This window comes from Priestia sp. ST2, from assembly GCF_055810735.1.
This window is the reverse complement of record NZ_JBVVNT010000005.1, coordinates 41,255-53,966: the sequence shown is the minus strand read 5'-3', so window position 1 is coordinate 53,966 and position 12,712 is coordinate 41,255. Positions and strand designations below refer to the sequence as shown.

Here is a 12,712-nt window from a genome sequence, read left to right as displayed (position 1 = left end):
GGTTATAGACATTTTCTAGATTGGTGGAGTTGATAATATGGCAACAAAAGAAGAGCATGTCCGCAAACCCGAGTGGCTGAAGATTAAGCTAAACACAAACGAAAATTACACAGGCTTAAAGAAAATGATGCGTGAGAAAAACCTTCATACAGTTTGTGAAGAAGCAAGATGTCCGAATATTCATGAGTGTTGGGCTGTTCGTCGTACGGCAACTTTTATGATTTTGGGAGAAGTATGTACACGTGCCTGTCGTTTTTGCGCGGTTAAGACAGGTTTACCAACAGAATTAGATTTAGAAGAGCCAGAACGCGTAGCGGATTCTGTTCAGCTAATGAACTTAAAACATGCGGTTATTACAGTAGTAGCTCGCGATGATTTAAAAGACGGAGGAGCAAGCGTATTAGCTGAAACAATTCGTGCGATTCGTCGTAAAAATCCATTCACAACAATTGAAGTATTGCCTTCTGATATGGGCGGTGTGGAAGAGAATTTACGTATTGTAATGGACGCGCGTCCTGATATTTTAAATCATAATATTGAAACAGTGCGCAGCCTTACGCCTCGTGTTCGTGCTCGTGCTAAATATGAGCGTTCTCTTGAGTTCCTTCGCCGTGCAAAAGAAATGCAGCCGGATATCCCTACGAAATCAAGTATCATGCTTGGTCTAGGAGAAACAAAAGAAGAAATTATTGAAACGATGGATGATTTGCGTGCAAATAATGTAGATATTATGACGCTAGGCCAATATCTACAGCCAACTAAAAAGCACATAAAAGTTCAAAAATATTACCATCCAAATGAATTTGAAGAGCTAAAAGAAATTGCATTATCAAAAGGATTCAGCCATGTTGAAGCAGGTCCTCTTGTACGTTCTTCTTACCATGCAGATGAGCAAGTTAACGCTGCTGCAAAAAACAAAGCACAAGAAAGTAAATAAGGTAAAAAGAGGCTGGAACAAAAGTAGTTTAGCCGAAGTGAAAAACGAACCACTAATCAAACTGTTTGATTAGTGGTTCGTTTTTTTGTTACGGTTAACGTAAAATTTATCTGTTTTGTTCCTTCTAGCAGTTGATTGGAGGGCAAGGCGAAGACTCCTGCGGGAACAGCGGAACAGGTGAGACCCCACAGGAGCGCAAGCGACGAGGAGGCTCAGCGGCCGCCCGCGGAAAGCGAAGCCTTGCACGGAAATCAACTGCTGTGTCACAAGCGGTTCAGCTCATGTGTCTCATTTCTTCGTCTTTCGATTACATTCTTTTAGTTACGCCTCAACTTTTTTGTTTATTCCACCATATCTTTGTCCGTCATCGGTTCATTCAATTCGTTTTTCTCTCTTCCATTTGCATCTTCTCCGCTGTTCATGTTACGCCCTTGGGGAGATTTTAGCATTTGTTGAATAACGGCATCGATTCGTTTTCTAGCATCATTTGTTTGTGTATTCATTTCACTGATATTTTCGATTTGGTCCATATGTTTCGGATTATCTGAGACGTATACATGATAATAACGAGGGACTACAGACATAGCTGTACGTTTTACCTGATCGGCTGCGTTATTCCTATTTTTAGCATCTGTTTTATAAGCAACAAGCACATCTTTATCCGTTACTAGCGTAGCGGCTTGTTTAATATTTGGGATAGCGGTGCTCAGTTTACTAATATTGTCGGCTGCTTCTTCTCGATTAAATGTTCCTACTTGGTTCATATTGGAATTTTGCTCATTTGTGTTTTTAGTGTATCGGACATATCCATAATTTGTGCCGCCATTATTATTTGGATTATAATAATGATTAGGCTCGTTTACATTAATGGCATCTGGGTTGTTTGGTGATAAATTTTCATTTTCAGCTGTGTTTTTATTTTGACAGCCAATGGTTAAAATACTTGTTATCAAAGCGATTCCAAGAATAGATTTCTTCACCATTTCCACCTCCTGTAGTTAAATATCGTACGCCAGGTAAACCGGCGAACCTTCATGTGGAGCATAAAAGATCAGTAGGTATACCGATAAAACTCCTACAGGATTAGAGTGCTGCTTATACGTGAAAAATTTCATGTTAATTGATGGTTTCATCATCATAATTATGGTATGGTAAATTTTAAGAGAAGAGGTGTGAGCAATGGTCTGTATCAATAATATTTGTTATGAAGTATTAAAAGATGAGCGTGAGGCATTTAATGAAGAGGCATTTAGAGGTCGCTTTATTGATGTGCTGAGCCGCTATGACTATATTGTGGGAGATTGGGGATACAATCAGCTTCGACTGCGAGGCTTTTTTGATGACCGAAATCAAAAGGCAACGTATGATACGAAGATTAGTACGCTTCAAGACTATTTACATGAATATTGTAATTTTGGCTGTGCGTATTTTGTCTTAAAAAAAGTCCATAAGTAAAAAAAGGCAAGCCGAAGACACTAATTGTCCTTCACGCTGCCTTTTTTTTTAGATGATTTCATATAAAAATTCGCGAAGTTCCTGACCGTCTTCACTGTTTAATTTAAATACTTCTTCAAGATAGTTTGGTTCTTCAAGGTCATCTTGTCCAATGATGGCAAAGCGTCCTCCTTGAATATCAAGAACAACTTGTTTGCCATAATAACGGTCGGTTTGGATAATAGCTAAATCAAATCGTTGATTTTCGCCCATAAAGCTGACAAACCGGGTCTTTGTAGATACAACATCGTCATATAGATAAAAGCGTTCGCTCATAGGTATACTCCTTTCATAGGTTGTATTTGTATCATATCAAATAAGGTCAAAAACAAAAATGAATTTATCAAATGGATAATGGGTCATGATAAAATAGAACAGGAACCCCGTTTGTTTATGAAAAAAGATTTATAGAGAGCTGACAACTAGGGAGGAAATAATATGTACTTTGTAGATCGTGAAAAAATAGAAGCCACGCTTGTTTTTTTTGATGAACATGTTCGCTTGTTTACTGAGCATTCGAGCTGGAACACAGAAATAGAGAAAAAAGCATTAGAGAGAATTGTACACCTTTTAATTGAAAACGTTTTAGATGTAGGAAATGCAATGATTGATGGGTTTATTATGAGAGATCCAGGCAGTTACGACGATATCATTGACATTTTAGTTGACGAGAAAGTGGTTAAAAAAGAGGAAGAAACGCCATTAAAAGAGATCGTTCAATTGCGTAAAAGCGTTGTTCAAGAATATGTGGATGTTAATCATCAGGATATTTATCAAAAAGTGATGCAGCATAAAGACGTACTGGCAGCATTTTCAGAGCGCGTAAGGACATATCTAGAGACAGAGTTAGGGCCTGTGTCTGCTTTTCGTAACTAAAGGCAAGCAAGTTGTAGTTGTATAAAAAATAAGCTATGATTTCAAGTATGAGACTTGAAAGGAGATCACACAACATGAAGGAATATAAAGGATATTTGATTGATTTAGACGGAACAATGTACAAAGGAACAGAGCTAATTGCCGAGGCGCGTGATTTTGTTATTAAATTAAAGGAAAAAGGAATTCCTTATTTATTTGTAACAAACAACTCAACAAAAACGCCTGATAAAGTAGCTGAAAAGCTAGAGGCATTTGGCATTCCTGCAACAGAAGAGCAAGTTTTTACAACGAGCCAGGCAACAGCTAATTATTTACACGAACGCAAAGCAAACGCTTCAGCTTATGTAATTGGTGGAGAAGGAATCCGACATGCGCTGCTTGAAAAAGGATTTACCATTGAAGAGGAAGATACGGATTTTGTAGTTGTTGGTTTAGATCAAGAAATTACATATGAAAAATTAGCAAAAGCATGTTTAAACGTTCGAAACGGCGCCTTTTTTGTTTCAACGAACGGAGATATTGCGATTCCTACTGAAAGAGGCTTACTGCCCGGTAATGGATCTATCACGTCTGTTATTACGGTTTCTACTCAAACAAATCCAGTATTTATTGGCAAACCAGAAAGTATTATTATGGAGCAAGCCCTTGAAGTCATCGGTACGCCAAAAGAAGAAACAATCATGATTGGTGATTACTATGATACAGATATTTTAGCAGGGATGAATGCAGGCTTAGATACATTATTAGTCCATACAGGTGTAACAACAAGAGAGTTACTAGAAGGATATGAGAAAAAGCCAACATATACGGTAGATTCACTAAAAGAGTGGATGGAGCGAATTTAAAAAGCTGTCAATTGACAGCTTTTTTTGTTTTTTAACCTATTCTTGACTGGCAGCCCGATGCGCTAACCGGCTAGAAGCAGCGGCGGCAATTGCGCCTACTAAATCATCTAAGAAAGTGTGGCACTCTCCAGTCGATTTATCGTTTAATCGTTCTAGAATACCCGGCTTTTGTTTATCAATATACCCGTAATTGGTAAAGCCGATTGATCCGTACACATTTACAATCGATAATGCTAAAATCTCGTCGATACCGTATAAACCTTCGTCTTTCTCAAGAATATCCAACAGAGGCGGCTCAATCACTTTTTTTTCTGTGAGGACGTCTAGTTGAATACCCGTTAAAATAGCATTTTGAACTTCTCGTTTAGAAATGACGCGCTCAACGTTATATAAACAGTCTTCGATTGTTAAGTTTGGGTGATACTTTTTTTGCAAGTAATAGACCAGTTCAGCAATGTCTGTAAGAGCCACGCCGCGTTCTATTAACCATTCTCTTGCTTTTTTTTCTAACTCACTTTGTGTATGTTTTTTCTCCAAGTATCATCACCTGTTTTCTATATATTTTTAAGTCTAAAGTTGTTTCATACTACTAACCCGGAGTAAATAACTATAAATGGTGTATTTCTAATCTATTCATTCCTCCGTAAATATTATGACAAGTAATGTTGTTTTCCATCATATAATTTCTTGAATGAATGAAGAGAGGGATTAAAATGATACAAACCATTTATGAGCATTACGGATTACGTCCAAATGAATTTATGCCCGTAGGTAAATTTGAAGGTTTTCAGTATCGAGATATTTTATATACAATCATTAATGTAAAACAAATGGAACAAGACGAGTTAAATGAACTATATCAAATGAGTCAATTTCTGATGGGCCAAGGTGATCGCCATGTGGCAACATTTATGCCTAATTTGAATGGTGAAATGATTACAGAAACTGAAACTGAAAAATTTATCATTTGCCGCTGTCTTGCGGAAGAGAAAAACCCCAACTTTTCACCTGGGCACGAGCTAGCTGTTTTTCATCAAAAAGGGAGACTGTTTCCTTATGAAGTGGAAAAAGCAAACCGGCTAGGGCAATGGAAGTCCATGTGGGAGAAGCGTCTCGACCAGATGGAGCAATTTTGGTATGGAAGATTACGTGCTTTGCCTAATCAAGAGATGGAAAAACGTTTTTTAGAAACTTTTCCTTATTACCTAGGATTAACGGAAAATGCTATTCAATACCTAGTAGACACGGAAATTGATGATTTGCCTCGTTCAGTTGACGCTGCGACGATTTGTCATCATCGGTTCGGGCAAAAAACATGGGGGGAAGACTACGTTTACAAGCTCCCAGCAGATTGGGTCTTCGATCATCCGAGCAGAGATATAGCTGAATATATAAGGGAACAATATTTATTAACATACGCTGTCGATGAAAGGCACATGCATCAGTTTTTAAGTGAATATGAAAAGGTAAATCCGCTTTCTTCTTTTTCATGGAGACTGTTATATGCTAGACTTCTTTTTCCCGTTCATTATTTTGAGGTCATTGAAGGGTATTACAGTGTACAAGATGAGAGGCAAAAACAAAAGTATTATGAGAAGCTGGAAGGAGTATTAGCTCATTCTTCTCACTACGAAGCTTTTCTGAAGCGCTTTTACCAGTCGGTGGGTATTTCAACGTCTCGTTATCACATTCCTGAATTAACATGGATTCATTAAAAAGCGATTACTATAGAATATGATAAAATAGAAAAATAGGTGTTGGATAATCCAAACCTGTTTTTCTATTTTGTTTTTGTGCATGCAGTTTAAAAAGGATAAAGAGGTGGCGTACATATGGACAAGCCGTTTGTATTTATTACGAGAAAAATACCGAATGAATTAATCGAACCTTTAAAGGCAGTAGCGAATGTGGAAATGTGGGATAAAGCAGATGAGGCAGTCCCTCATGAGCTGCTTTGTGAAAAAGCTAAGCGCGCACATGCTCTATTAACAATGCTTTCAGATCGTATTGACAGTGAATTGCTTACGCAAGCTCCTCATTTAAAGCTTGTAGCTAACTTGGCGGTCGGATTCGATAATATTGATGTAGAAGCGGCAACTGAACGAGGAATTATCGTTTCTAATACCCCCGATGTTTTATCTGATACAACAGCAGATTTAACGTTTGGTTTATTAATGAGTGTAGCTAGACGTTTAGTAGAAGCTGCTGGATATGTGAAAGAAAATCAGTGGAAAAGCTGGAGTCCATTTTTGTTAGCGGGTAGAGATATTCATCATAAAACATTAGGTATTGTTGGAATGGGGAAAATTGGAGAGACGCTTGCGAAACGTGCTACAGGTTTTGATATGGAAATCTTGTACCACAATCGAAGCCGCAACCTTCAAGCAGAAAAAAAGCTCAATGCAGTTTACTGTGAGTTAAATGAGCTGCTTGAACGATCTGATTTTGTTGTTTGTTTGACACCGTTAACGGACGAAACCAAACATTTATTTAATGTTTCAGCATTTGAACAAATGAAAACAACTGCGATTTTTATTAATGCTTCAAGAGGAGCAGTGGTTGATGAGCAAGCATTGTTACATGCGGTTCAATCCGGTGAAATTGCTGGAGCTGGCTTGGATGTATTCGATCAAGAGCCTATTTCTGCTTCTCACCCTCTTCTTCAGTTGCCTAATGTTGTAGCTCTTCCTCATATCGGCAGTGCGAGTATCGAAACGCGCACGGAAATGATTTCTTTATGTGTTAAAAACATTAAAGCAGTACTTACAAACGAGTCTCCTATTACAATTGTAAATAAAGAAGCGTTTGCGAAAAAATCATAACAGAAAAAGGCAATTTCATTTCCGTGAAATTGTCTTTTTTTTGTTAAAAAACAGTGGGAGCCATGTTATGATAATAAAATGAAATATTTTAAAAATTTACATTTATCTTTATATACCAATTTTTTTAACGAATTTACGAGAAAAGATGGCAAGTAAACCTTGTAAAAAAGAAAAATAAGGTCTATAATGTCCTCTATAAGAGAACAAATGTATACGTAGAAAGAACACAGAGGTGAGGAATATGACAAAAAGTATTTCAGTAGGATTATTAGGGTTAGGAACGGTAGGAAGCGGAGTAGTCAAAATTATTGAAAATCATCAGGATAAATTAAGTCATCAAGTCGGGTGTCCTGTAGAAGTTAAAAAAGTAGTAGTTAAAGATATTGATAAGAAACGTGACGTAGAAATCAGCGAAGATAAATTAACAACGAATGTTGAAGACGTTTTACATAACGCGGAGATTGACGTTGTCATTGAGGTAATGGGTGGCGTTGAAGAAACAAGAGACTATATCTTAACAGCCCTTCGTAATAAAAAGCATGTTGTAACGGCAAACAAAGATTTGATGGCAGTTTACGGCTCAGAATTGTTAACAGTAGCTTCTGAAAATAACTGTGATTTATTTTATGAAGCAAGTGTAGCAGGCGGTATTCCAATTCTTCGTGGATTAGCAGATGGATTAGCATCTGATCGTATTACCAAAATGATGGGAATTGTAAATGGTACAACAAACTTCATTTTAACGAAAATGACAAAAGAAGGAAGCGCTTATGATGAAGTGTTAAAAGAAGCGCAGGATTTAGGATATGCTGAAGCGGATCCAACTTCTGACGTAGGTGGTTTAGATGCTGCTCGCAAAATGGCAATCTTGGCTACACTAGGATTTTCAATGAAAATTGACTTGGACGATGTTCGTGTTCAAGGTATTACAGAAGTAACGGAAGAAGACTTGCAATATAGTAAACAATTAGGCTATACGATGAAACTGATTGGATATGCACATCGTGACGGCGACAATGTAGAAGTGAGTGTTCAGCCAACTCTTTTAGCAGACACACATCCTCTTGCTTCAGTAAGCGATGAGTACAATGCTGTATATGTATACGGAGAAGCTGTTGGAGAAACGATGTTTTATGGACCGGGGGCAGGAAGCCTGCCAACTGCCACTGCTGTCGTATCAGATTTAGTAGGTGTTATGAAAAACATGCGTTTAGGTGTGAATGGTAAAAGTGCGGTAACGCCTCAGTATCCAAAACAGTTAAAAGCAGAAGATGAAATGTTCTCGAAGCATTTCTTACGTATTCATGTTAAAGATCAAGTTGGAGCATTTGCAAAATTAACAACGCTATTTTCAGAGCGTGGCGTGAGCTTCGAAAAAATTATTCAACTTCCTGTGAAAGGAAGCGAATTAGCTGAGATTGTTGTTGTTACACACAAAACATCTCAAAAAGATTATGAGGAAATCCTTCAGCAGCTTCGGGATTTACCAATTGTAGAAAATGTAAAAAGCAGTTACCGCGTAGAGGGAGTTGGCACAGTATGATGTGGAAAGGTCTATTAGCTGAATATAAAGAGTTTTTACCTGTAACAGAGAAAACACCTATGCTTACACTACATGAAGGAAATACACCTTTAATTCATCTTGCTCATTTATCAAAAGAGCTAGGCATTGATTTACATGTGAAAGTAGAAGGGTTAAATCCAACGGGGTCATTTAAAGACCGCGGAATGGTAATGGCTGTAGCAAAAGCCAAAGAAGAAGGAAGCAATACGGTTATTTGTGCATCTACAGGTAACACATCCGCAGCTGCAGCAGCTTATGCATCACGCGCTGGCATGCGCTGTATCGTTGTTATTCCAAATGGAAAAATTGCGATGGGGAAATTAGCTCAAGCTGTTATGTATGGTGCAGAAATTGTAGCAATTGAAGGAAACTTTGACCAAGCACTTTCTATGGTTCGTAAGCTGAGTGAAACATCACCGGTTGCACTTGTAAACTCTGTAAACCCATACCGTATTGAAGGGCAAAAAACAGCTTCTTTCGAGATTTGTGAACAGCTTGGAAAAGCGCCTGACGTTTTAGCTATCCCAGTGGGGAATGCAGGAAATATTACAGCTTACTGGAAAGGCTTCAAAGAATACAGTGAGCGTCACCAAACGTCTCTTCCTCACATGCACGGGTTTGAAGCAGAAGGTGCAGCGGCGATCGTGCGTAATCAAGTTATCGAAAATCCAGAAACAATTGCAACGGCTATTCGAATCGGAAATCCAGCAAGCTGGGATTATGCTGTAAACGCAGCAAAAGAATCAAACGGGAAAATTGATGAAGTAACAGATGAACAAATCTTAGAAGCATATCGTACAATTGCACGCAAAGAAGGTGTATTTGCAGAGCCAGGTTCTTGCGCTTCAATAGCTGGGGTGTTTAAAGATGTAGCTTCTGGTAAAATTGCAAAAGGTTCAACGGTTGTAGCTGTACTAACAGGTAACGGATTAAAAGATCCAAACGTAGCAATCGATGCTCATAACGTAAAGCCAGTGGTTTTACCAAATGATGAAGAAAAGGTATTTGAGTATATCCAAGGTGTCGTTGCTTCATGCTAGAAAATGAGCGTTTTGTCATTACGGTCCCAGCTAGCTCTGCTAATTTAGGGCCAGGATTTGATTCCATTGGAGTGGCTTTATCTCGCTACTTAAGATTAACAGTAGAGTGTCATGAGGAATGGATTTTTATCCCTGAAACGAAAGAAGTGCAAAGTATTCCTACAGGTACAGATAACTTAATGTATGAAGTGGCACAAGACGTGGCTCGTCAATTTAACATTGACCTTCCAAGTGCGAAGGTCAATGTTTGGAGCAACATTCCATTAGCAAGGGGACTTGGAAGCAGCGCATCGGCTATCGTAGCTGGAATCGAGCTGGCTAATGTACTGTGTGACTTGCGTTTATCAAAAAGAGAAAAGCTTCGCATCAGCAGCTTAATGGAAGGACATCCTGATAACGTCAGCCCGTCTATTTACGGCGGCATCGTTGTTGGTTACCATCATGAAAATGAAACATATATTGCTCAAATACCTGAATTTGATGTCGATATCGTGATGGCCATTCCAGAATATGAATTAAAAACAACCGATGCTCGTGATGTGCTGCCTTTGGATATTAATTATCGCCACGCAGTAGAAGCTGGGGCAATCGGGAACATGCTAGTAGCAGCCCTTTTAAATAAAGATTTACCTCTGGTAGGCGAATTTATGGAGAAAGATTTATATCACGAACCTTATCGTATGAGACTCGTGCCAGAGCTTTCTCTTGTGCGAAAAGAAGCAAAAGCTCTCGGCGCATACGGTGTGTCACTAAGTGGAGCCGGTCCGAGTGTATTATGTTTAGCACCAAAAGGAAAAGGCAAAGCGATTGCCGAACATATGTATGCTTTACTGCCGAGCTGCGAAATAGATGTTTTACAAATTGACCGCAAAGGTGTATTTGTAGAAGCTGAAGTCACAACGAGTTAATAAAAAAATCCTCATTCATTTGAATGAGGATTTTTCATTCGCAAGCCCCAATAAAATGGGAGGTTGCTTTTATAATAAAATCAAAGAGATTAGAATACTTGTTCTACTTCAACTACACCAGGTACTTCTTCTAAAAGGGCACGTTCGATACCAGCTTTTAGCGTGATTGTTGAACTTGGGCAGCTTCCGCAAGCGCCTAAAAGACGTAACTTTACAATACCATCCTCTACGTCTACTAGCTCACAGTCTCCACCGTCGCGAAGTAAAAACGGACGAAGTTTTTCTAATACTTCTTGAACTTGCTCGTGCATTTCTGACATAACTATCGACTCCTTTCTTCTACTCTTATTATAAACGGTCTTTCATGAAAAATCTATTGGAGTATACATCGTAATGTTACCTTAAAAGAAAAAGATGTGCAATGAATCAGTTTTGTGTAAAATAGTATTCATAATGAAGTAAAAGTGTGAATAATCGTACAGTTTGAATGTAAAGATTTAAGGGGGATGTGCTATGCAATCAACTGAGGTAGAAGTGTGTATTTATGGAGCTGAAATTGTTTGTGCAAGCTGCGTTAACCTGCCGTCTTCAAAAGACACCTATGATTGGCTAGAGGCAGCTATTTCTCGTAAATATCCGAATCAGCCGTTTGCTATCACGTATGTAGATATAAACGAGCCGCATACGGATCCGGAAAAAACAGCTTTTGCCAAGCGTGTGATTGAAGAAGATTTATTCTATCCTGTAGTGGTCATTAACGGAGAAATTGTTGGGGAAGGCAACCCGAAATTAAAGCGCGTATTTGAGGAAATGGAAAAGTATGGTTTCTGCGCATCATAATGAAAAAAGCCGTTAGATTGTCAGTCATCTAACGGCTTTTATTTTATCCACTATGGTGTTTATACATCCAAAGAATACCTGATTTTAATAATCGAGCTACGCGTCCTGTAATTGGACGTTCGGCAACTAAGCCAAATCCATGCTTTTTGCCTAATGAACCAAGTATGCCTTTTAATTTAATAGTTGGCAATTCATCCGGAAGCGCTTCGCCTTTCCAGCGGTGAAGAAGTACTTGCACGATTTGTTCAGCTTGACCTTCTGCCAGCTGAGCGCTTGGTGCATGCGGTAGGCTTGCACAATCACCTAAAATGTAGACATTTTCGTCGTCAGGCAAGTTATGGTATTTCGTTAAAACGACGCGTCCTTGAGGGTCTTTTTCTACGTCTAAATCGCGTACCACTTTATTTGGCTGGATACCTGCTGTCCACACGATTGCATCGCTTTGAATGGGCTCATCATGATTATAAAGAATGTTCGGTTCTACTTTTGTAATATTAGCACTATTTACGATTTCAACACCGTTTGAAGTAAACCAAGTTTGAACGTAATTACTTAAACGTTCTGGGAAAGCAGACAAAATTAATTTACCGCGGTCAAATAAGATGATTTTTAAATCCGGGCGGCTTTCTCTTAGCTCGCTTGCTAGTTCTACTCCGCTTAATCCAGCTCCTACAATTGAAACAGTAGCGTGGGCTGGCAAGTTGTTTAATGTCTGATAAGTTGCTCGTGAAGCATCAATGGATTGAATGCTGTATGTATGCTCAAGAGCTCCGGGAACTCCATGATATTTATCTTCGCATCCGAGTCCTACAATCAGGTCATCATAAGCGATCATTTGATCATCCACATAGACACATTTCTCTTTTAGGTCTATGCGTTTTACACAGCCGTAGTGAATCTTTAAGCGAGGGTGTTCAGGAAAAGCAACACGAACATGCTGATCAGAAATTGTTCCAGCTGCAAGTGCATAGAATTCAGTTTTTAGTGAGTGATAAGGTGCTTTGTCAATAAGTGTTACTTCTACATCGTTAGGCAATTGATTCGGAAAAAGGCGCTGCAAAACGCGCATACCACCGTATCCGCCGCCCAGTATGACAAGGTTCTTCATGTGAATTTCCCCTTTAGCTTCATGCATTTTTGTTTTCTCTCTATTATTCTTGCTTTTAAGAATAGGAGAGTACAAATTACCGTTAATAAGGATGGTTGCCAAAAAGATATGAAAGGCTATATAAGATAACATATTTTACTTAAATAATAATTTAATATAACCTCGTTTGGTTTTCTATACATAAAAGTATAACTAAATTAATAAAAAACCACAATATGTTTCAACATAATTTCAAGCTATCCCTATAATAAAGCTTTATTTATACGTTTTTTTGAAAA

15 protein-coding genes are annotated in these 12,712 nt (G+C 38.5%); 10 read left to right on the top strand and 5 right to left on the bottom strand.

The features are described from left to right. Window positions 1-37: 37 nt before the first annotated feature. Window positions 38-937: a lipoyl synthase gene (gene lipA, locus AC0KUU_RS21705; RefSeq protein ID WP_013059637.1), complete on the top strand. Its 900-nt coding sequence runs from the start codon at window positions 38-40 to the stop codon at window positions 935-937. Window positions 938-1,278: 341 nt separating this feature from the next. On the opposite strand, the gene AC0KUU_RS21700 is transcribed toward lipA, so the two are convergent. Beyond that, on the bottom strand, window positions 1,279-1,920 hold the full coding sequence (locus AC0KUU_RS21700; RefSeq protein ID WP_162215064.1) for a YhcN/YlaJ family sporulation lipoprotein: 642 nt from the start codon (window positions 1,918-1,920) through the stop codon (window positions 1,279-1,281). Between the two features lie 196 nt (window positions 1,921-2,116). Between AC0KUU_RS21700 and AC0KUU_RS21695 the strand changes: the two genes are divergently transcribed. Beyond that, the gene (locus AC0KUU_RS21695) at window positions 2,117-2,392 is read left to right on the top strand and encodes a YutD family protein (RefSeq protein WP_013059635.1); all 276 of its coding nucleotides are present in this window, start codon (window positions 2,117-2,119) and stop codon (window positions 2,390-2,392) included. Window positions 2,393-2,440: 48 nt separating this feature from the next. Here AC0KUU_RS21695 and AC0KUU_RS21690 read toward each other — a convergent pair whose 3' ends face one another. Beyond that, a complete protein-coding gene (locus AC0KUU_RS21690) occupies window positions 2,441-2,707 on the bottom strand; it encodes a DUF3055 domain-containing protein (RefSeq protein WP_013059634.1) in 267 nt (88 codons plus the stop codon). Window positions 2,708-2,869: 162 nt separating this feature from the next. Between AC0KUU_RS21690 and AC0KUU_RS21685 the strand changes: the two genes are divergently transcribed. Together AC0KUU_RS21685 and AC0KUU_RS21680 are read left to right on the top strand one after the other, a co-directional pair. Further along, window positions 2,870-3,307 carry a DUF86 domain-containing protein gene (locus AC0KUU_RS21685; protein ID WP_208757463.1) on the top strand — a complete coding sequence of 146 codons (438 nt, stop codon included), beginning with the start codon at window positions 2,870-2,872 and terminating at the stop codon, window positions 3,305-3,307. A gap of 74 nt (window positions 3,308-3,381) precedes the next feature. Then, window positions 3,382-4,152 (top strand): TIGR01457 family HAD-type hydrolase, encoded by a 771-nt coding sequence (locus AC0KUU_RS21680; protein ID WP_013059632.1) that lies wholly within the window; start codon window positions 3,382-3,384, stop codon window positions 4,150-4,152. Window positions 4,153-4,188: 36 nt separating this feature from the next. On the opposite strand, the gene AC0KUU_RS21675 is transcribed toward AC0KUU_RS21680, so the two are convergent. Beyond that, window positions 4,189-4,689, bottom strand: a complete 501-nt coding sequence (locus AC0KUU_RS21675; RefSeq protein WP_013059631.1) for a phosphatidylglycerophosphatase A family protein — start codon at window positions 4,687-4,689, stop codon at window positions 4,189-4,191. 176 nt (window positions 4,690-4,865) lie between these two features. On the opposite strand from AC0KUU_RS21675, the gene yutH reads away from it, so the two are divergent. The 5 genes from yutH to thrB all read left to right on the top strand — a co-directional run bounded on the left by yutH (window position 4,866) and on the right by thrB (window position 10,486). Continuing rightward, window positions 4,866-5,867, top strand: a complete 1,002-nt coding sequence (yutH, locus tag AC0KUU_RS21670) for a spore coat putative kinase YutH (protein WP_013059630.1) — start codon at window positions 4,866-4,868, stop codon at window positions 5,865-5,867. Between the two features lie 117 nt (window positions 5,868-5,984). Then, the gene (locus AC0KUU_RS21665) at window positions 5,985-6,974 is read left to right on the top strand and encodes a 2-hydroxyacid dehydrogenase (protein ID WP_322552526.1); all 990 of its coding nucleotides are present in this window, start codon (window positions 5,985-5,987) and stop codon (window positions 6,972-6,974) included. A 241-nt stretch (window positions 6,975-7,215) separates the two neighbouring features. Then, window positions 7,216-8,517, top strand: coding sequence for a homoserine dehydrogenase (locus AC0KUU_RS21660; RefSeq protein ID WP_013059628.1), 1,302 nt, complete (start codon window positions 7,216-7,218; stop codon window positions 8,515-8,517). Beyond that, window positions 8,517-9,578 carry a threonine synthase gene (thrC, locus tag AC0KUU_RS21655; RefSeq protein ID WP_025752680.1) on the top strand — a complete coding sequence of 354 codons (1,062 nt, stop codon included), beginning with the start codon at window positions 8,517-8,519 and terminating at the stop codon, window positions 9,576-9,578. Before AC0KUU_RS21660 ends, thrC begins: the two co-directional genes overlap by 1 nt. Beyond that, the gene (gene thrB, locus AC0KUU_RS21650) at window positions 9,572-10,486 is read left to right on the top strand and encodes a homoserine kinase (RefSeq protein WP_162215061.1); all 915 of its coding nucleotides are present in this window, start codon (window positions 9,572-9,574) and stop codon (window positions 10,484-10,486) included. Before thrC ends, thrB begins: the two co-directional genes overlap by 7 nt. Window positions 10,487-10,575: 89 nt before the next feature. Here the strand turns inward: thrB and AC0KUU_RS21645 are convergent, their stop codons facing one another. Then, a complete protein-coding gene (locus AC0KUU_RS21645) occupies window positions 10,576-10,806 on the bottom strand; it encodes a NifU family protein (protein ID WP_013059625.1) in 231 nt (76 codons plus the stop codon). Window positions 10,807-10,999: 193 nt separating this feature from the next. Between AC0KUU_RS21645 and AC0KUU_RS21640 the strand changes: the two genes are divergently transcribed. Further along, on the top strand, window positions 11,000-11,326 hold the full coding sequence (locus AC0KUU_RS21640; protein WP_097824853.1) for a YuzD family protein: 327 nt from the start codon (window positions 11,000-11,002) through the stop codon (window positions 11,324-11,326). Between the two features lie 43 nt (window positions 11,327-11,369). Here AC0KUU_RS21640 and AC0KUU_RS21635 read toward each other — a convergent pair whose 3' ends face one another. After that, window positions 11,370-12,434 carry an NAD(P)/FAD-dependent oxidoreductase gene (locus AC0KUU_RS21635; protein WP_097824959.1) on the bottom strand — a complete coding sequence of 355 codons (1,065 nt, stop codon included), beginning with the start codon at window positions 12,432-12,434 and terminating at the stop codon, window positions 11,370-11,372. Window positions 12,435-12,712 lie beyond the last annotated feature (278 nt).